The 19,944-nt window shown below is 60.5% G+C and carries 17 protein-coding genes and 2 tRNA genes; 8 read left to right on the top strand and 11 right to left on the bottom strand.

The window, feature by feature from the left end; genetic code table 11:
- Nucleotides 1–18: 18 nt before the first annotated feature.
- On the top strand, nt 19–672 hold the full coding sequence (locus KUA23_RS09910; RefSeq protein ID WP_100491156.1) for an HAD family hydrolase: 654 nt from the start codon (nt 19–21) through the stop codon (nt 670–672).
- Nucleotides 673–811: 139 nt separating this feature from the next.
- Here the strand turns inward: KUA23_RS09910 and KUA23_RS09905 are convergent, their stop codons facing one another.
- The gene (locus KUA23_RS09905) at nt 812–1,744 is read right to left on the bottom strand and encodes an IS110 family transposase (protein WP_252993850.1); all 933 of its coding nucleotides are present in this window, start codon (nt 1,742–1,744) and stop codon (nt 812–814) included.
- Between the two features lie 315 nt (nt 1,745–2,059).
- A complete protein-coding gene (locus tag KUA23_RS09900) occupies nt 2,060–3,022 on the bottom strand; it encodes a zinc-binding dehydrogenase (protein ID WP_252993849.1) in 963 nt (320 codons plus the stop codon).
- Between the two features lie 138 nt (nt 3,023–3,160).
- Here KUA23_RS09900 and KUA23_RS09895 point away from each other — a divergent pair, with 138 nt between their 5' ends.
- Nucleotides 3,161–5,242, top strand: a complete 2,082-nt coding sequence (locus KUA23_RS09895; protein ID WP_177075644.1) for a carboxy terminal-processing peptidase — start codon at nt 3,161–3,163, stop codon at nt 5,240–5,242.
- Nucleotides 5,243–5,360: 118 nt separating this feature from the next.
- On the top strand, nt 5,361–7,130 hold the full coding sequence (locus KUA23_RS09890; RefSeq protein ID WP_078050889.1) for a bifunctional diguanylate cyclase/phosphodiesterase: 1,770 nt from the start codon (nt 5,361–5,363) through the stop codon (nt 7,128–7,130).
- Here KUA23_RS09890 and KUA23_RS09885 read toward each other — a convergent pair.
- The 4 genes from KUA23_RS09885 to bamJ all read right to left on the bottom strand — a co-directional run bounded on the left by KUA23_RS09885 (nt 7,127) and on the right by bamJ (nt 9,527).
- Complete coding sequence (locus tag KUA23_RS09885; protein WP_005786715.1) at nt 7,127–7,498, bottom strand: hypothetical protein; 372 nt, start codon at nt 7,496–7,498, stop codon at nt 7,127–7,129. The genes KUA23_RS09890 and KUA23_RS09885 overlap by 4 nt on opposite strands.
- A complete protein-coding gene (locus KUA23_RS09880; RefSeq protein ID WP_078047693.1) occupies nt 7,495–7,836 on the bottom strand; it encodes a helix-turn-helix domain-containing protein in 342 nt (113 codons plus the stop codon). Before KUA23_RS09880 ends, KUA23_RS09885 begins: the two co-directional genes overlap by 4 nt.
- A 93-nt stretch (nt 7,837–7,929) precedes the next feature.
- A complete protein-coding gene (locus KUA23_RS09875) occupies nt 7,930–8,388 on the bottom strand; it encodes a YkvA family protein (protein WP_252993848.1) in 459 nt (152 codons plus the stop codon).
- 407 nt (nt 8,389–8,795) lie between these two features.
- A complete protein-coding gene (gene bamJ / locus KUA23_RS09870) occupies nt 8,796–9,527 on the bottom strand; it encodes a BamJ family beta-barrel-assembly machinery protein (RefSeq protein ID WP_078047691.1) in 732 nt (243 codons plus the stop codon).
- Nucleotides 9,528–9,784: 257 nt separating this feature from the next.
- Between bamJ and KUA23_RS09865 the strand changes: the two genes are divergently transcribed.
- The 3 genes from KUA23_RS09865 (at nt 9,785) to KUA23_RS09855 (ending at nt 12,989) form a co-directional block, all read left to right on the top strand.
- Complete coding sequence (locus KUA23_RS09865) at nt 9,785–11,593, top strand: di-heme-cytochrome C peroxidase (protein WP_252993847.1); 1,809 nt, start codon at nt 9,785–9,787, stop codon at nt 11,591–11,593.
- A complete protein-coding gene (locus tag KUA23_RS09860) occupies nt 11,590–12,756 on the top strand; it encodes a catalase family protein (RefSeq protein WP_252993846.1) in 1,167 nt (388 codons plus the stop codon). The genes KUA23_RS09865 and KUA23_RS09860 overlap by 4 nt, the downstream gene beginning before the upstream one ends.
- A 110-nt stretch (nt 12,757–12,866) precedes the next feature.
- Nucleotides 12,867–12,989, top strand: a complete 123-nt coding sequence (locus KUA23_RS09855; protein WP_256572963.1) for a hypothetical protein — start codon at nt 12,867–12,869, stop codon at nt 12,987–12,989.
- Between the two features lie 12 nt (nt 12,990–13,001).
- Here KUA23_RS09855 and KUA23_RS09850 read toward each other — a convergent pair whose 3' ends face one another.
- The 5 genes from KUA23_RS09850 to KUA23_RS09830 all read right to left on the bottom strand — a co-directional run bounded on the left by KUA23_RS09850 (nt 13,002) and on the right by KUA23_RS09830 (nt 18,167).
- Nucleotides 13,002–13,928: a LysR substrate-binding domain-containing protein gene (locus KUA23_RS09850; RefSeq protein ID WP_078047688.1), complete on the bottom strand. Its 927-nt coding sequence runs from the start codon at nt 13,926–13,928 to the stop codon at nt 13,002–13,004.
- 83 nt (nt 13,929–14,011) lie between these two features.
- Entirely contained in the window at nt 14,012–16,021 is a 2,010-nt protein-coding gene (locus tag KUA23_RS09845) for a CocE/NonD family hydrolase (RefSeq protein ID WP_252993845.1), read from the bottom strand.
- An 86-nt stretch (nt 16,022–16,107) separates the two neighbouring features.
- Nucleotides 16,108–17,691 (bottom strand): BCCT family transporter, encoded by a 1,584-nt coding sequence (locus KUA23_RS09840; protein WP_252993844.1) that lies wholly within the window; start codon nt 17,689–17,691, stop codon nt 16,108–16,110.
- A gap of 304 nt (nt 17,692–17,995) precedes the next feature.
- A tRNA-Asp gene (locus KUA23_RS09835) sits at nt 17,996–18,072 on the bottom strand.
- A gap of 19 nt (nt 18,073–18,091) precedes the next feature.
- Nucleotides 18,092–18,167: transfer RNA gene (locus KUA23_RS09830), tRNA-Val, on the bottom strand.
- A 200-nt stretch (nt 18,168–18,367) separates the two neighbouring features.
- On the opposite strand from KUA23_RS09830, the gene KUA23_RS09825 reads away from it, so the two are divergent.
- Complete coding sequence (locus KUA23_RS09825) at nt 18,368–18,889, top strand: sigma-70 family RNA polymerase sigma factor (RefSeq protein WP_078047685.1); 522 nt, start codon at nt 18,368–18,370, stop codon at nt 18,887–18,889.
- 2 nt (nt 18,890–18,891) lie between these two features.
- Entirely contained in the window at nt 18,892–19,875 is a 984-nt protein-coding gene (locus KUA23_RS09820; protein ID WP_252993843.1) for a FecR family protein, read from the top strand.
- Nucleotides 19,876–19,944 lie beyond the last annotated feature (69 nt).

Here is a 19,944-nt window from a genome sequence, read left to right as displayed (position 1 = left end):
TTTGAGAGAGCATGACGGATGGCATTGGTAATTTTTGATCTGGACGACACCCTCATCCACGGCGACTGCGCCACCCTGTGGAGCGAGCAGATGGGCCGCCTGGGCTGGGTCGACCCCGAGTCGTTCATGCGCAAGAACAACGAGCTGATGGACGCCTACAGCCAGGGCAAGCTACGCATGGAAGACTTCATGGACTTCAGCCTGGAGCCGATGATCGGCCGCACGCCGGAAGAAATCGAGCACTTGGTGGAGCCCTGGGTCGAGGACGTGATCGAGCCTCTGATCTACAGCGACGCCACCAAGACCATCGCGCGCCATCGCGCCAATGGCGACCGGATCCTGGTGATCTCAGCGTCGGGCACGCACCTGGTCACGCCGATTGCGGCGCGGATCGGCATTGATGAAGTGTTGGGGATTGAACTGGACGTCAGCCATGGCGTGTACAGCGGGCGTACCGCGGGTGTACTGACGTACCGTGAAGGCAAGATCACGCGTCTGCTGGCGTGGTTGGAACAGGAAGGTGAAACGCTGGAAGGCGCGTATTTCTATTCGGACTCACGCAATGATCTGCCGTTGCTGCTGAAGGTGGATCATCCGCAGGTGGTGAACCCGGACCCGGTACTGCGCGAACACGCCGAAAAAGCTGGCTGGCCAATCCATCACTGGACCTGAAACCGACTTCACTGATTTGAAATGCGATCAAATGTGGGAGCAACTGTCTTGATGACCATATCTTGGCCATCGCTTTCAAAGACAGCCAAACTCCCACAGCTTCAAGCCGTGTGACCTTCAACGACACATCGCTGCCGATTTAGGCAGCGTGTTCTTTCCATTCAGTCCTATCACGCAGCATTGCGTTCAGCCGGATTAACAAAACACGCATGCATGCGATTAGCGCAACTTTTGCGCATTTTCCTTTGCCACGCAGTGCTTTATAGGGTGCCTGGAATTCAGGCTGGTCCCGAATGACGACCCAGCAGGCCATGTATAGCGAGCGACGTGCGGAAAACCTTCCGCCACGAATGTGACGCGCGCCTATGTGCTTCCCACTGTCGTTGTTATACGGCGCGAGGCCCGCTAGGGCAGCGATCGGACGCTTGCCAACCTCACCCAACTCCGGCAGGTATGCCATAAGGCTAGCCGCCGTAACGAGCCCGATCCCCTTAACTGAACACAGGCGTTCGACTTTTTCGCGGTCTAACACGTTGGCGCTTTGACGAATCAACTGGTCTATCGCGTTCACAGCCTTGATCAGGTAGTCGATATGACTCTGCAACGCTGGTTTTACTACGTCGCATGAGGCCGTTTTCAGGCGCCTTTTGTCATCGTCTCTCTGCTGAATAAAGTTTTCTCGCTGTTGGACTAACGCGCGCAACTCGTCATGTTTCGGGCTGGTGATTCGGCTGTTTGGCGAGTCGAGTACCGCTGCGAACTGTGCAACGGACTTTGCATCTATCGGGTCGGTTTTGGCTTGTTGGCCCATCGCCGTGGAAAAACTCTTGGCTCGACGGGGATTGATGCAGATGACGTTGAGGCCCGCAGCCTGGAGCGCCTTCATGACTTTGCGCTCGTAACCGCCAGTGGCCTCCAACAGCACGCGGCCGACCTGGTGAAGCAATAGCCACCCAATCAACCCAGGGAAATCATCTTCGGCGTTAGCGCAACTTACCCCAACGTCAATCAGATTAACTCGAGCCTCAAGGCTGTCCTTGGAAACATCAATGCCTGCTGGATAGGAAAACATAGCCAAACCCTCTTACACTCAAAGTGAGAGCGCTCTGGCTTGGCCCACGCTTGTAACTGTTCGAGGTGGGCTCGTTCAACTGTTCGGGCTCATGTCCAGAGCGGAGAAGTGAGTGGCAGCATGGGCTCCCACACGTGCTTTAAGCACTTCGGGCATTCAGCTTGCCACTCACCCTCTCACCTTCAGCTTAATCCTGTCTCAAGACACAAGCGGGCTTGCTCGCGAATGCGGTGTGTCAGATGAAACATTCTTCACAGATACACCGCCTTCGCGAGCAAGCCCGCTCCCACATTTGGACTGCATTCCAAATTGAGATCAGTTCAAGGCCTCATCTATCACCAACACCAACTTCCCGGAAATCTGGTTGGTCGCCAACTCGGCAAACGCCGCCTCGGCATCCTTGATCGGGAAGGTCTTGGCCAGTTGCGGGCTCAGCCGCCCTTCGACAAACAGCGGCCATACATGCTGGCTCAAGTCGCTGAACAGGTCCGCCTTGAACTGATCACTGCGGCTGCGCAAGGTCGAGCCTAGTAGCTGGATACGCTTGCCCAGCACCTGGGCCAGGTCCAGTTGCGCGTCGCGACCGCCCATCAATCCGATCAATACCCAGCGCCCATCGAGGGCCAGCAGCTTGATGTCCAGTGCTGCATAGTTGCCACCGACCGGGTCGAGGATCACATCGAACGGCCCGAAATCCCGCAGCCCTTCGAGCCCGTCGGTCCGTACCACACCGCCCTGGGCGCCAAGTTCCTCGCAGTAGGCCAGGCGTTCCGCCGAGCCGACGCTGACCCAGCACGGGCTGCCAAACGCCTTGCACAGCTGGATCGCCGCCGAGCCCACGCCGCTGGCGCCGGCATGCAACAGCACTTTCTCACCCGGCTTGAGGCCCGCCAGTTGGAACAGATTGAGCCACGCCGTGCTGTACACCTCAGGCAGCGCCGCCGCTTCAATCAGCGACAAACCTTCCGGCGCGGGCAGCACGTGGCGCGCATCCACCACCACTTCTTCGGCCATGCCGCCACCGGCGAGCAGTGCGCAGACGCGGTCGCCGACTTGCCAGGATGAGCCCGCCCCCACTTCGCTGATCACCCCGGAACACTCCAGGCCCAGTACGTGACTGGCGCCTGGTGGTGGTGGATAAAGCCCTGCACGCTGTAATAAATCGGCGCGATTGAGGCCCGCTGCCGCCACGCGAATGCGAACTTGCCCTACATCGCAGGTAGGACTGGGTTCTTCCAACCACTCCACATGACCGTCAACGCCTTGCAATGCTTTCACAGTGCCTCCATAGTGAGTCTGGACTGAGCCCGTAGCTGTATCGCCGGGCTTTTTGCATTATGCGACCGGACCATATGGAACCGGCTCCCTCAAAGACGGCCTAATATGCGTTATCAATTGCCCCCGCGTCGAATCAGCATGAAGCATTTGTTCCCCAGCACCGCCCTCGCTCTTTTCATTGGTCTCGGCTTCGCGTCGATGTCGACCAATACGTTCGCAGCCAACAGCTGGGACAACCTTCAGCCGGATCGCGATGAGGTGATTGCCAGCCTTAACGTCGTCGAGTTGCTCAAGCGCCATCACTACAGCAAGCCGCCGCTAGACGACGCGCGCTCGGTGATCATCTACGACAGCTACCTCAAGCTGCTGGATCCGTCGCGCAGCTACTTCCTGGCCAGTGATATCGCCGAGTTCGACAAGTGGAAGACGCAGTTCGACGACTTCCTCAAGAGCGGCGACCTGCAGCCCGCCTTCACTATCTACAAGCGTTACCTGGACCGCGTCAAAGCGCGTCTGGACTTCGCCCTGGGTGAGCTGGACAAAGGCGTCGACAAGCTCGACTTCACCCAGAAGGAAACCCTTCTGGTGGACCGCAAGGACGCGCCTTGGCTGACCAGCACCGCCGCCCTCGACGACCTGTGGCGCAAACGCGTCAAGGACGAAGTGCTGCGCCTGAAGATCGCCGGCAAAGAGCCGAAGGCCATCCAGGAGCTGTTGACCAAGCGCTACAAGAATCAACTCGCGCGTCTGGATCAGACCCGTGCCGAAGATATCTTCCAGGCCTACATCAACACCTTCGCGATGTCCTACGACCCGCACACCAATTATCTGTCGCCAGATAACGCGGAAAATTTTGATATCAACATGAGTCTGTCGCTGGAAGGCATCGGTGCCGTCCTGCAAAGCGACAACGACCAGGTCAAGATTGTGCGCCTGGTGCCGGCAGGTCCGGCGGACAAGACCAAGCAGGTCGCCCCGGCCGACAAGATCATCGGTGTTGCCCAAGGCGACAAAGAGATGGTCGACGTGGTCGGCTGGCGCCTGGACGAAGTGGTCAAGCTGATCCGCGGGCCGAAAGGCAGTGTGGTGCGCCTGGAAGTGATTCCGCACACCAATGCGCCAAACGACCAGACCAGCAAGATCGTGTCCATCACCCGTGAAGCGGTGAAGCTCGAAGACCAGGCTGTGCAGAAGAAAGTCCTCAACCTCAAGCAGGATGGCAAGGACTACAAGCTGGGCGTGATTGAAATCCCGGCCTTCTACCTGGACTTCAAGGCCTTCCGTGCTGGCGATCCGGACTACAAGTCCACCACCCGCGACGTGAAGAAAATCCTCACTGAGCTGCAGAAGGAAAAAGTCGACGGCGTGGTAATCGACTTGCGCAACAACGGCGGCGGCTCCCTGCAGGAAGCCACCGAGCTGACCAGCCTGTTTATCGACAAGGGCCCGACCGTGTTGGTACGCAACGCAGACGGCCGTGTCGACGTGCTCGAAGACGAGAACCCGGGTGCGTTCTACAAAGGCCCGATGGCATTGCTGGTCAACCGCCTCTCGGCGTCGGCCTCGGAGATCTTCGCCGGCGCCATGCAGGACTACCACCGCGCGCTGATCATCGGCGGCCAGACCTTCGGCAAAGGCACCGTGCAGACCATCCAGCCGCTGAACCACGGCGAGCTGAAACTGACGCTGGCCAAGTTCTACCGGGTTTCCGGGCAGAGCACCCAGCATCAGGGCGTACTGCCGGACATCGATTTCCCGTCGATCATCGACACCAAGGAAATCGGCGAAAGTGCCCTGCCGGAAGCCATGCCGTGGGACACCATCCGCCCTGCGATCAAGCCGGCGTCGGATCCGTTCAAGCCATTCCTGGCGCAGTTGAAGGCTGACCACGATACCCGCTCCGCCAAGGATGCCGAGTTCGTGTTCATCCGCGACAAGCTGGCCCTGGCCAAGAAGCTGATGGAAGAAAAAACCGTCAGCCTCAATGAAGTGGACCGCCGTGCGCAGCACTCCGACATCGAGAACAAGCAACTTGTACTGGAAAACATCCGCCGCAAGGCCAAGGGTGAGGATCCACTCAAGGAACTGAAGAAAGAAGACGAAGATGCACTGCCGGCCGAGGCTGACAAAACCAAGCCGGAAGATGATGCCTACCTGGCCGAGACAGGCCGGATCCTGCTGGACTACCTGAAGATCACCAAGCAGGTGGCCAAGCAGTAAATGATGGCGATTTAATGTGAACGCTCCTTGGAGTGTCATCATATAGACATCATTCTGTCGTGAAATGAAGGACCGCAGGTTTCAAGCCTGCGGTCCTTTTTTTTCGATCGAGATCGCCATGACCATGACCGAACAGCTGAATGCATTGGGCTCAATCCTGGCTCAAGGCAGTTTGCACAGCCTGTTCCAACCGATCATCTGCCTTTCTGAACGGCGCATTCTCGGCTACGAAGCCCTCAGCCGTGGCCCCTCCAACAGCCCGCTGCACTCCCCCGTCGCCCTGTTCTCGGTGGCCGGCCATGCCGGGCGCCTCAGCGAACTGGAAATGGCCTGTCGAGAAAGCGCCTGTCGACGCTTCAGCGAACAGAAGCTGCCGGGCAAGCTGTTCCTGAACATTTCGCCGGAATCCTTGATGGAAACCGCGCACCAACCGGGACGCACACTGCAACTGCTGCGCGACTTCGGCATTCCCCCCAGTCAAGTCGTGATCGAACTCACCGAACAAACGCCGACCGATGACTTCGACTTGCTGCAAACCGCCCTGCATCATTACCGTGACATGGGGTTTGCCATCGCACTCGATGACCTGGGCGCCGGGTATTCCAGCCTGCGACTGTGGTCGGAGCTGCGCCCGGATTACGTGAAGATCGACCGGCACTTTATCGATGGCATCCATCAGGACGCGCTCAAGCGCGAGTTCGTCGGCTCCATCCTGCAGATCGCCAAGGCTTCGCGTGCCCAGGTGATTGCCGAAGGCATTGAGTTGCCCGAGGAATTGGCGGTACTGACGGAGATGGGCGTGGACCTGGTCCAGGGCTACCTGCTCTGCCGACCGCAGGAGCAACCGCCACAGGAAGCACGCTTGATGCTGCCTAAGCCCGACAGCGCCAACGTGGCGCTGAATGATGAAGGCAGTGACCTCAGCGCCCTGCTCAGCGAACAACCGGCGATGGACCAGGACACCGCCACCGCCCAGGTGCTCGAAGCGTTCCGGCGCCAGGCCAACCTCAACTCCCTAGCGGTCCTGGATGGGCGTGGGCACCCGATCGGTATCGTGCACCGGCACTTGTTGTCGGACGCGCTGCTCAAGCCGTTCGCCACCGACCTGTTTGCGCGCAAGCCCATCAGCCGCTTGATGAGCACCGACTTCCTGGCGGTGGAGCTGAGCCAGTCCCTGCAACAGGTCAGCCGCTTGCTCACCAGCCGCGCGCGGCAACGTATCGAAGAAGATTTCATCATCACCCTCAATGGCGACTACTTGGGCCTTGGGCGGGTGATCGATGTGCTCAAGCTGATCACTGAACTGAAGATTCAACAGGCGCGCTACGCCAACCCGCTGACCCTGCTGCCGGGCAATGTGCCGATCCAGCAATGCCTGACTCGCCTGCTGCAACAACAGCGGGAGTCGGTGATCTGCTACGTGGATATCGACAGTTTCAAGCCGTTCAATGACATCTACGGCTATGGGCGTGGGGATGAGGTGTTGTTGTGCCTGGCGCAGTGCCTGAACGACCGCGTCGATCCCAGCCGCGACTTTGTCGGGCATATCGGTGGCGATGACTTTTTACTGGTGCTCGGCCCGCAGGATTGGCGCAAGCGCCTCAACCAGCTGCTGGACGACTTCCACACCCAATGCCGACGCTTCTACCGCGCCGAGCACCTGGATGCCGGCTGTTTCGTGGCGCTGAACCGCCAGGGCGTGCGCCAGGAGTTTGCGCTGCTGTCGCTGTCCATCGGCGTGGTGCATTTGTATCCACAGGCCTGTGGACAACTCGATGCCAGCCAGTTGGCGGAACTGGCCTCGCAAGCCAAACACCATGCAAAGGACATGGCCGGCTACAGCATCCATGTGATCGACAGCATGGACGCGCTAGCCCAGGCGCTTTAGGCCTCGGCGGATTCCGGATACTCGTATTCGAACACCCGCACCACTTCCGATGCATGCCAGGAGGCAGCGGCCACGCCATCCGACGGCCCACTGAAACGCCCCAGGCGCTCCACGCATTCAAAAAACCCGGTACGCGGCAAGCGGCTGGCCCCCTGGCTGATCACCAGCGAGCTGCGCAACGGCTGCTCGGCCTTGGCGTCCAGCGCCGCCAGGTGCTCCAGGGCGGCAGCCAGGGTTTGCATGGCCGGTGTGGGAAATTGCAGGCGCTCCAGCAGCGCACGGTAAGTCAGCAGATGGCGCTGGCGGCGCGCCTGGTCCAGTTCGTTGAGTAACCCATCCCAGTGTTGACGGCTGATACGTAGGCTCAAGATTCATCCCTCCAACCTGCAACGCCCAATTCCCAGGCCAGGCTGCGGCGGATCGCGGCATCCGGCTGGCGCTCACCACTTTCAATCAATCCAAGGTATGACGGGCTGATACCCACGGTACGCGCCAGGGTCTCGATCGCCAGGCCCTTGGCTTCGCGCAAGCCGCGCAGGTCTGCGAGCGGGCGCAGGTCCTGGTCGGGGACGGCTTGGGCAGTCGATGCAGACGGAAGTAGCGTTGGTTGTAGCTGACCGGCAGCTTTTAGCAGCGCCTGGTACTGGTCCCATGGCAACACCGCGTATTCGGGTTCGCCATTGCGTGAAATTATCTGAATATCCATGACTGCCCCGTAGGATAACTGCACTTACTTAGTAAGCTCTTTCCTTAGGAGTGTAATCCTAACAGCCACAAAGGTCGCAGGGGGATAGCCACGTCATGGGTTTTTTTGCGGGTTTTCCTTGGCCAGTAGCGATGGCGTCGCAGGCAGGCGCTCAACCACGGCGAGCTTCTCCGGGCGTTGGGCATCACGCCAGGTGCGAAAGGCGCTCAGTTCGCCTTCCAGGGTCTTCATGACCCATGCCAGCACGGCAATGTCATCGAGCATGCCGAACATCGGGATAAAGTCCGGGATCGCATCGATCGGGCTCAGGAAGTACATCAGCCCCGCCACCACCGAGATCAGCGCCTTGGGGCTGATCGACCGGTATTCGCCGCGCCAGTAGGCCAGGCACAGGGCTTGGAGCAACTTGAGATCATCCTTGAGCTTGCCCAGCCGGTTGCCCTGGCTCGAGCCTTTGGCGGCGACCGCGAACAATAGCGTCGGCAAGCGCCCGCGACCCAGGAGGCGTGCGGCCATGGGCAGGAAACGGGTGAAATTGAAGGGTGGTTTCATGGGTCACTCCAGTTCCAGGCGACATAAAAGGTTATCCACACAAATTGTGGATAACCTTGTGAACAGAGCCTATTTTCTGGCCTGAAAGCCACGTAGTACAAGGCTTGCAGTCAGATCGGGCGTTTTTTGCGCACATAAAAAAAACCCAAGATTTCATTGACTTGGCATTGATGTGCGGCTACCCGTACTCGAGTCTTATATCAGACTGTTACCTGCCACAGACGTTCGTTTGGATCTGCACTGGCTTCAATGTGGGAGCTGGCTTGCCTGCGACTGCGGCGTTTTGTCATAGAGGGCTGGCTGATCCACCGCTATCGCAGGCAAACCAGCTCCCCCATTTAGAAATGTGCACCTCCCAGAAACAACAACGCCCCGTCGATACGGGGCGTTGTGTGTTCAGGCGCCGATTACTTCTTGGCGGCAGGTGCAGCAGGCGCTTCAGCCTTGGCTGGGTCCTTGATGGCCAGCAGCTCCAGGTCGAAAACCAGCACGGAGTTGGCTGGAATCGCCGGGCTCGGGCTCTGTGCGCCGTAGGCCAGGTCGGAAGGAATGTACAACTCGACCTTCTCGCCCACGTGCATCAGTTGCAGGCCTTCGACCCAACCCGGGATCACGCCGCTGACCGGCAGGTCAATCGGGCTACCGCGATCCACGGAGCTGTCAAAGGTAGTGCCGTTGGTGAGTTTGCCGGTGTAGTGCACAGTCACCACGTCAGTCGGCTTAGGCTGAGGGCCGTCGGCTTTCTTGACGATCTTGTACTGCAGACCGGAAGCGGTGGTGACGACGCCGTCTTTCTTGGCGTTGTCTTCGAGGAATTTCTTGCCGGCGGCTGCCGACTCTTCGCTCATTTTGGTCATGCGTTCTTCAGCACGCTTCTGCAGTGCGGCGAACGCTTCAACCAGTTCGTCGTCTTTGAGCTTCTGCTCTTTCTTGCCGACAGCATCTTCGATGCCTTGGGCTACTGCTTTGGAGTCCAGGTCATCCATGCCTTCTTGGGCAAGGCTCTTGCCCATGTTCAGGCCGATGCCGTAGGAAGCTTTCTGCGCCGGGGTTTTCAGCTCTACGCTGGTCTGCGAATCACAACCCGCAAGTACCAGGCTAACCAGGGCCACCGCCGCCGCCAACCGATGCTGTTTCATGCTATTTCCTTGTTCATGCGCCAAAAGGGCATTCGAATAAAGTCGCGAGCTTATCAGGCGGCCACGACCAATGGCTACCGGCATGTGAGCAGGAAACTTCTGATAAGTTCACGTGTTTAAAAGCATTTTCATTCATGATGTAGGCCCGCGACGGATCGCGGACCGCCTGTTCCCAGGCTCATGGCCACTTGCCGCACCCGTGGCGTGGTGGCATAACAGCGCTACACCTCGACAAGGCCGAGACAAGGATAGCCATCTTGCGCATTTTTTCCCGTGTTTTACTCCTGATACTCACTGTGCTGGGCATCGTCCTGGCTGTGGTGCTCTACTACACCGTCAACCCCAAGCTGCCGGACTACACGCCCGTGGAGCAGGTCCACTACCAGGACCAATGGAGTGCCGCCGACCGCCAGACCTATTACTTCACGCCCCAGGGCACCCAAGTGAAAGGCCTGCACTACGATTGGTTCACCGCCCTGGAACTGCCGTTTTCCGAGCGACGCTTCGCCGCGCCGGAGTACCTGGCGCGCTTCGGTTTCCTGGTCGACCCCAAACAAGTGCCCACCACGCAAAACCCTGGCAACCTGCCCGTGGGTTTCGCCCGGCATAAAAACCCCGGCAGTAACGTCGACTACCTGGACATCACCTGCGCCGCCTGCCATACCGGCGAACTACGTTTCAAAGGCCAGGCCCTGCGCATCGACGGCGGCTCGGCCCAGCACGTGCTGCCCTCCAGCGTCCCGACCCTGCGCGGCGGCAGTTTTGGCCAGGCCCTGGTCGCCAGCCTTGCCGCCACCTATTACAACCCGTGGAAGTTCGAGCGCTTCGCTCGCCACGTGCTGGGGGATCGCTATGACGCAGAGCACACACAACTGCGCCAAGACTTCAAGCAGTCGCTGAACCAATTCCTTAAGGTGGCCTGGAACGATACCCACCGTGGCCTCTACCCCACCGAAGAAGGCCCTGGCCGCACCGACGCCTTTGGCCGTATCGCCAATGCCAGTTTTGGCGATGCCATTTCCCCGGACAATTATCGCGTCGCCAATGCCCCCGTGGACTACCCGCACTTGTGGGATATCTGGACCTTCGACTGGGTGCAATGGAACGGCTCGGCCCAGCAGCCCATGGCACGCAACATTGGTGAAGCCTTGGGTGTGGGCGCGACGCTGACCTTTTTCGACGCCGCCGGCCAGCCGCTCCAGGGCGATGCGCGTTACCCGTCCAGTGTTCGGGTGCGCGACCTCAACCTGATCGAAGAAACCCTGCAACGCCTCAAGCCACCGACCTGGCCCGAGGACCTGTTCGGCGCCATCGACAAGCCCCTCGCCGCCCAAGGCCGCGCGCTGTTTGCCGAAAACTGCGCCGGCTGCCACGTGCCCAGCATCACCCAGGAAAATGGCCGCCCGGTGCAGGCCCTCAAAATGCTGCCCGTGGACTACATCGGCACCGACCCCGGCACCGCCAGCAACATTGCCGACCAACGCTACGACCTCAGCGCCCTGCAATGGGACCCGGCGGAACTGGCCAGGCTCAACGTCGAGTTGCACCCCACCCCGACCGAGCCGCTGGACCTGAAAAAGATGTCCGTGGCCAAGGGCCTCGCCTACGTCACAGCCTTCGTCGAAGAGCACGCCTACCGCGCCGCCGGCGTGACCCCTGCCGAGCGCCCGCGCCTGGACGGTTACGGCCTGCCCATCGGCGTACGCGAGTTGCGCGCCTACAAGGCACGGCCGCTGGCTGGCGTGTGGGCCACCCCGCCGTTCCTGCATAACGGCTCGGTGCCGACGATCTACCAGTTGCTCTCGCCCCAGGACGAGCGCAGCACCACCTTCTATAAAGGCACGTTCAACTACGACCCGCGTCATCTCGGCTTCGAGACCGAGGCGTTCAAGAATGCCTTCCTGTTCGACACCCGGATCACCGGCAACCACAACAGCGGCCACGAATTCCGTGCTGGCGCTCGTGGCAACGGCGTCATCGGCCGTGGCCTGCTGCCGCAGGAACGCTGGGCGCTACTGGAATACCTCAAAGTGCTGGGCGGCCCGCTGGAGCAACAACTGCCATGATGATTCGATCCCGATACGACCAACCCTCCCTGCTTGCCCGCCTCTGGCTGCGCATCGGCGCGTTCCTGGGCAAGACCTTGCTGTGGCTGGTGGGCCTCGGCCTGCTTGGCTGGCTAGCCGCTACCGCCTGGTACGCCTGGCAGCACAGCGGCCCGGTGTCGCCGAACGAGCAGATTCCGCCCGGCGAGGCCGCCATGACCCAGGGCATCATCCAGACGGCGGTGCGCATCGTTGACCAACACCGCGAAGGCACACGCTACCTGCGCGATGCCCACGCCAAGGCCCATGGCTGCGTGAAGGCCGAAGTCAGCGTGCTGGCCGATCTCGACCCGGCATTGCGCCAGGGTGTGTTCGCCGAGCCGGGCAAGACCTGGCAGGCGCTGATACGGCTGTCCAACGGCAACGCCTATCCGCAGTTCGACAGCATTCGTGATGCACGGGGCATGGCCCTCAAGCTGCTGGACGTGCCGGGCAAGCAACTGCTGGCCGACCAGCAGACACGCACGGAACAGGACTTCGTGATGTTCAGCCACCCGAACTTCTTTGTCAGTGATGTGGCGGAATACGCACAGAACATCGGCGCCCAGGCGGATGGCAAAAAAGTGCTGGCGTTCTTCCCCAAAGTCGACCCGCGCAGCTGGCAAGTGCGCCACTTGTTCATCGCACTGGCCACCTTGGCGCCGGCACCGGCCAGCCCGACGCAGACCACGTACTTTTCGGTCTCGCCCTACAAGTTTGGCGCGGCCAACGCCAAGTTCCGTGTCGCGCCTGACCCGCAAAGCTGCCCGGAGTATGTGTTGCCCAAGCAGAATCAGGACCTGCCGAATTTTCTGCGCAGTGCGTTGAACCAGCAGCTGTCTACCGACCGTGTACCGGCGTGTTTTGTGTTGCAGGTGCAGCGGCAGAATCCGCAGAAGTTCATGCCGATTGAAGACACCAGTATTGAATGGAAGGAGAGTGATGCGCCGTATGAGACGGTGGCCAAGGTGCAGGTCCCGGCGCAGGATTTTGATACACCTGAGCAGAACCTGGCGTGCGACAACCAGTCTTTCAACCCCTGGTTCGGCGTAGCAGAGCATCGCCCCATCGGCGGCATCAACCGCTTGCGCAAGGCGGTGTATGAAGCGGTCAGCGATTACCGCCACAGCCGCAACGCCCCGTAAAAAGTGCGTAACAATAGGCCCGCCCGCATAAGGATTGCGTCGGGTCTATTGAGCCGCTTTCTCCCCACCTCTACCGTGAAGACCTACTCCATCACCTGTAGGAAACCACCGTGGAAAGCTCAACTCTCGGCATGCTCGTACTCACCCTGATTGCAGTGTTCGGCACCGCGTCTTTTTGTTTCGAGCACTTGGCGACGCGTCAGACCCGCAAGAAAAAAACCGGCCAACGTTGACCTTCAGCCAGATCACTCGACCTCGGCAGCCTTGGCCAGTAACCATTGACGAAAACTGCGCGCAGCCGACGGCGGGTTGCGGTGGTGGGGTTGCATCAGATGCAGGCGGCCCCGGCTGTGCATGGTGTGAGGCAAGGCCATTTGCAGGCGCCCGGACGCCAGATCGTCTTCCAGCAGACTCTTCCAGCCCAGGGCAACGCCGTGCCCCATCACCGCCGATTGCATCAACAGTTGATAGCTGTTGGTACGCAATGCATGGCGCGGGGTGTAGTAGTCGGCGCCGGCGTCGGCGAACCAGTCGGTCCAGGTCAGCCAGTCATGGTAGTGGTCCTCGACGATCAACAAGGTGTGAGCGTGCAACAAGTGGTGCAGATCGCGAATCGGGCCGTGGCGTTCAATGTAGCCGGGGCTGCACACGGTGATGACCTGCTCGCTGTCGAACACCGGCGACAACTCCAGGCCAAGGGGCGCGGCCAGTTCATCCAGGTGATAGAACAGGCCCAGGTCATATTCGCTGACGTCCAGGTGGCTGGGGCTTTCGCTGCACAGGATGCGGATGTCCAGGTCCGGGTGCTCGCGCTGGAATTGCGGTAACAGGCCGGCGAGCCAGATCGAACTGATGGTGGGCGTGCTGGCCAGGGTCAGTTGGCGGTCGGCGCCACGCCGGCGCAACTCGGCAGACTCACGGTCGAGCTCACGCAACAGACGCTGGATGGTGCGGAAATATCGGACCCCGGCGGGTGTCAGGCTCAGGCCCTGGGCCAGCCGGTAAAACAGCGGGCGGGCCAGGTCTTCTTCGAGGCGCTTGACCTGGCGGCTGACCGCACTCTGGGTCAGGTTCAGCTCATGGGCCGCCTGGGTAAAGCTCAAATGGCGGGCAGCCGCCTCGAAGGTCTGCAGGCAGTTGAGGGGCGGAAGATCGACGTTTCGGCGCGACATGAGCAGGTCCATTGGCAGTCACGGGCCTGGGTTTGCCCAGGCCCGCAGAGATCACGTTGGCAGGCATCCTGCCAGTTGCCCGCTCACAGCGCGACCCTGGCCACGCGTTTACTCCATTGCCGACGGTGTTCCAACTGGCCGTTTTCCCAGGCGGTCTGCTCCGCTTCGATGTAGAACCACTCGGCATCGGCGTGCACGCTCAGCAGGCTTTCCACTTCCACGGCCCACTGGTCACGGCCCACGCGGTAGTGCCACTGAATATCGGCACGCGTCGACAGCGGGTCCCAGGGCAAGGTGCGGTATTGCTCGGTGCAACGCTGGTCCACCGACAGGCCGTGGTCGATAAAACGCACCGCGCCCAGGTCATCCTCGATTTTGACGCAGACTTCACCACTGCCGACATCTTCGATCAACGTGCGTTTCGGCGCGGCGGCGCGCAGGATTTCCATGGCGACCGGGGTCGCCGCCTGTGGCGCTTCGAACGGGCAGTCCACCGCCGTGCCGTTGAATACCGGCAGTTGCAGGCTTTGCAGCGTCGGCAGCAAGGTCAGGGTGGTCAGCTCGCGACTCGGCCACAGCAGCGGAAAACTCGCGGTGCTCAACGCCAGGCGTAAACGGTAGCCGGTGGGTAGGCGCATGCCGATGTGATCGAGGTTTAACTGCACGTCCATCGGTTCATTCGGAACTACAGGTGTTACGTGGGAAAGGTCCTCGCGCAGCGTGAGATTGAGCACGCCGTAGCTGATCTGCGTGACGTGGCCCTCCGGGGATACTGCGTTCAACCGGGCCACCAACTGACCACAGGATGTGTCACTGGCCACGCGCAGCTTGAGGCGCGCATCACCGAGCAGCGCCAAAGGTTCGGTCAAGGGTTGGGAGTCAAAGCACAGCGAGTGGGCATCATCACGGCGCTGGTCCGTCGGGCCATCGGGGCCAAACCAGATCGCGCAGTATTCACCCTGGTGCAAGCCGGTGGTCAGCGGCGAGCAAATGCTTTGCGGTGCGGCCAAAGGTTGGATGCCCGCATTCAAGCCGTGTTCGCCGAGGCTGAAATCGCGCCATTGCACCTGCGGATCCGGCCAGCCCGCTGTCTGCACCCAGATACCCGGCCGTTCAGCGTAACTGCCCTTCGGCGGCAGAACATCCTGTAGGTAAAAAGTGCAGGCTGCGTCATCCATCACCCCGTTATCGACGCCCTTGAGCCAGTGATCCCACCAGCGTTTGGCTTCTTGCAGAAAGCCGATGGCCGGATTGGGCACGGCGAAATGCGGGTATTTATGAATCCAAGGACCGATCATGGCCTTCTTCGGCCCTGGCAGGTTTTCCATCAGGCGCGAGACGGTATTGCGGTAGGCATCGCCCCACCCGCCCACGGCATAGACCGCTGCCTTGATCTTCGAATAGTCCTCGCACACCGAGCCATGGCGCCAGTAATCATCACGGGTCTGGTGCTGCAGCCAGGTCTCGGCGAGCAACGGCATGGCGTCCAGGCGTTGGTGCCAGAGATCTTTCCAGCCATCGCCGACCAGCACAGGATCGGGCACGGCAGCGCTGAAGTTGAGCATGGTGGCGGCCCAGCCGAAGTTCTCCATCAGCAGGTTGCCGCCCTTGTAATGAATGTCGTCGGCAAAGCGGTCATCGGTGGAGCACAGGGTGATGATCGCCTTCAGCGCCTCGGGCTGGCGCGCCGCGACTTGCAGGCCGTTGAAGCCGCCCCAGGAGATGCCCATCATGCCGACATTGCCATCGCACCAGGGTTGCTGGCACAGCCAGTCGATCACTTCGAGGGCGTCTTCCTGTTCCTGCAGCAGGTATTCATCGGCCATCAACCCCTGGGATTCGCCATTGCCACGCATATCCACACGCACACACACATAGCCCTGCCCCGCCATCCACGGATGGGTCAGCGCATCACGCACGGCAGTGCCATCGCGCTTGCGGTACGGCAGGTATTCCAGGATCGCCGGGAAGGCCTGCGAGCCGGCGACTTCGGGCAGCCAGATACGGGCAGCCAGTTGGGTGCCGTCCTTCAAGGGGATCAGGCAGTGCTCGATTTCACGGACCTTGTAGGCAAACTCGGTAACGATTTCCATCGGTAACTCCAAACGCGTTTATTGCGAACAAACGGCTCCCCCACGCCCGCAGGGGAGCGCGTGGGGAGGCACACAGGTGGTTGGGTCTAGCGGGCAAATTCCGCCACGGGGCTGGTGCCGCGCAGCTCGGGCTCGGTGGCCGGCCGGACGTTTTTCACATCGAGCAGCGCCGGGTTCTTCAGCCAGAAGATCAACGAGGTACTGGCCAGCAACACCAGGATCATGCCCGGCAAGCCGCCGAGGTTGGAGAGCATCTTCACCCCGTCGATGCCGACAAACGCGACCATCACCCACGAGACCGAGCCGATGATCAGGCCCCAGACAATCTTCAGCAGCGGGTTGCCGTCCAGGTCGGAATCGGCGGTCACGCCTTTGCTGCACAGGTTGGCGATCACGTCGGTGCTGGAGTCGGCCGCGGTGACGAAAGAGATGAACGCGACAAACAGCAGGAACGCGATCATCAGGCCACTGGCCGGCAATTGCTGGAACATCTGGTACAGCACATGCTCCACGCCCTGCTCGTTCAACACCCGGTTGAGGCTGCCGTCGCCCAGCGCATCGAAGTACAGGCTGGTGCCGGAGAAGATGCAGATCCACACCGCCGTGAACAACGCCGGGTAGAGCATGTTGATATGGATGAATTCACGCACGGTATAGCCACGGCCTATCTTGCCGAGGAACAGCGCACTCACCGGCGCCCAGGCAAACCACACCGACCAGTAGAACACCGTCCAACTGTACGGCCAGGTGTCGCCACTGGCGGCGCCGGTGAACAGGCTGCGGCTGAAGAAGGTGTCGAGGTACACGCCAAGGGACTCGACGCCGAGGCTGAACATGTACAAGGTCGGCCCGCACAGCAGCACGAACATCCCCAGGGCCAGCATGATCCAGGTGTTGAACGAGGACAGCATCACAATGCCTTTTTGCAGGCCGCTGGCGGCCGAGGCGACAAAGGTGATGACGATGATCGCAATGATGATAGCCAAGCGAAACGGTGTGGTTTCACCGCCAATGTATTGGGCCAGGCCACCGGCCAGGGTCAGCGCACCCGTGCCGAGGGACGAGGCCATGCCGGCCACCAGGGCGAACATCGCCAGGGTGTCGATCAGCCCGGCGTAGCGCTTGACCCGCGCCGCACCCAGCAGCGGCTCAAGCATGGCGCCGATGGAGAAGTTGCTGCGACGGTTATAGAACACCAGCGCAAACACCAGCGAGGGCACCAGGTAGATGGCGTAGGGAGTGATGGTCCAGTGCAGGAACATCGTCGACATGGCAAAGCTCTTGGCCGCCGAGCTGCCCGCTTCGATTGGCTGGCTGGTGGGTGGGCCGTACAGGTGATAGAGCGGTTCGGCGGTGGTCCAGAACAGCACGCCCACTGCCAGCGTGGTGCACAGCGCCACCATGAACCAACGCCATTTGCTCAGCAGGGGCTGGGCTTCTTCACCGCCGATGCGCACCTTGCCCAGCGCGGAGAAGTAGACGATAGCGGTCAGCACGACCATCGCAAACGAGCCGGCGCTGAACAGCCAAGAGAAGTTTTTCAGGATCAGGTTGTTGAGCTGTTTGCTGACCGCCAGGAAGGCATTCAGGTCGACGTAGCTGGCGATCACCGCCGCCAGCAGAATCAGGAAAGTTGGCCAGAACACCAACGGACGCAGTGGATATTTCATGTAGAGCCATTCCCCTTGCAGACTATTTTTATGTGAATGAGCGGGTACGGCAGCATCCTGCTGCCAGTCACTCGCCTGGAAGTCTTCGCGTGGCTATTAATAAACGTTTAAGCGGCCGAGGGCGCAATCAACCAATGTGCATGGGGGTATTCCCTCACGTCATGGCGCACCAGCACAGTTCAGGGCAACTAGGCAGTGCACAATGGCAAGGCGCCAGGAGGATAAATCGCGGACGAAAAAAAGCCCGCTCAATGAGCGGGCTTCTTGTGGTGACCTGGCGTTCAGCGTTCCAGGTAACCGAATATGGCGCAGCGGACGGGACTCGAACCCGCGACCCCCGGCGTGACAGGCCGGTATTCTAACCGACTGAACTACCGCTGCGCGTAACACATGAAGCGAATGGTGGGTGATGACGGGATCGAACCGCCGACCCTCTGCTTGTAAGGCAGATGCTCTCCCAGCTGAGCTAATCACCCTTCGTTTCGGTGTGGGCGGCATCATACACTAAAAATCCGCAATGTCTTGATTTAAATGCACTTTATTTGAAATATTTTCTCGTCCAGAGCAAACCCCAGCAAAAACGGGCTTCTGCGCCCTCAAACGCGAGTCTATTGCGTTTACCCGTGGCTTGGCGGCACAATTAAAAACCATTCTCAATAACGCCTGAGCCACGCCTATGTCTGTGGGTGAACCGCCATTCCAACGGGAAATTACCCAGCTCTACAGCGAGCATCATGGCTGGCTGCTCACCTGGCTACGCCGCAAACTGGGCTGCCGGCAGAACGCAGCCGACCTGGCGCAGGATACCTTTGCACGCATTCTGAACGCGCGCGAGTCTGTCGCCGGCATTCGCGAGCCCCGGGCGTATTTGAGCACCACCGCCAGGCGCCTGCTCATCGACCAGGCGCGGCGCAAGCAGATCGAACAGGCCTACCTGCAGGAACTGGCCCTCACCGTGGACGCGCTGGAAGGGTTTCAATCCCCGGAGCAGATCCACACCACCCTCGAAGCCCTCGAACAGATCGCGTTTATCCTGGAAGGCATGCACGAATACTCGCGCCAGGCATTCGTGCTGTATTACCTCGAAGAAATGACTCAACAGCAAATCGCCCGACAGCTCAAGTTGTCGGAACGCACCGTGCGCAAATACCTGATCAAGGCGCTCATGCATTGCGGCCACAGTATGGACACTGATTGAGCATGCCGGACGCCCACCCACAGATCGAACAACAAGCGGCCGAATGGCTGCTGCGCCTGCACGACGGCGAACTGAACGAGGCCCAGCGACTGGCGTTCGAGTGCTGGAAACAGCAAAGCCCGCAACACGCCGCAGCGGCCGCCCGCATGGAAGCCGTTATCGCCCGCATGCAGGCACTGCGTGGCAAAAAAGCCCCGGCACGGGCGGCGCTGAACGCAGCCTTTGCCCAGCCCAAAAACCGTCGACGCAAGAACGCCGTGCGCGCGCTGGTAGTGGCCTGCAGCCTGGCGATTCCGGCAGCGGCGCTGCTGATCAGCCCTTATCCGCAGCAATGGATGGCCGATGTGCGCAACGGGCCAAGCCAATGGCAAACCCTGCAACTGGCGGATGGCTCAACGCTGACCCTCAACGGTATCAGCGCGGCAAACCTGCATTTCGATAGCAAACAACGCCGTATCGAATTGCTGCAAGGCGAAATCCTGGTGCAGGTGGCCCACGACACCACGCGGCCGTTTGTCGTGCAGACGCCTCAAGGCACCCTGCGAGCGCTGGGCACACGGTTTGTGGTCAAGCGAGACGGTGATGTCACCGTGCTGAGCATGCTCGAATCCCGCGTGGCCGCACACAGTGCCAACGGCGAGCAGACGCTGGAAGTCGACGCAGGCTCACAAGCCTTGATGCGTTCCAGCGACGTTCGCCTGGCCGGCACTGTCGACCCGACCAGCATCAACGAGGCCTGGCGTCGCCATCAACTGGTCGTGGAGAACAAGCCATTGCCCGAGGTCCTGGACGAAATCGCCCGGCATCGCGCCGGCCGCGTGCAATTTGATCGCCGTGCGCTGCAAGGCCTGCGAGTGTCTGCCGTGATCCCGCTGGATAACAGCGACCATGCCTTGCAATTACTCGCGCAAACGTTGCCGATCCAGGTGCAGGCCTTCACCCCTTGGTTGATCGTGGTAAGCCCCGAGACACCGCCCAATAAATAATTATTCGCATTTGCTTCCGGTTTTTTCGAGGCTGCCCGTCAAGGAAGGTAATTCGACACATAAAGGACT

It is taken from the genome of Pseudomonas pergaminensis (genome assembly GCF_024112395.2).
Taxonomy (GTDB): Bacteria; Pseudomonadota; Gammaproteobacteria; order Pseudomonadales; family Pseudomonadaceae; genus Aquipseudomonas; species Aquipseudomonas pergaminensis.
The sequence above is the reverse complement of the archived record's forward strand: the minus strand, read 5'-3'. Positions and strand labels throughout refer to the sequence as shown.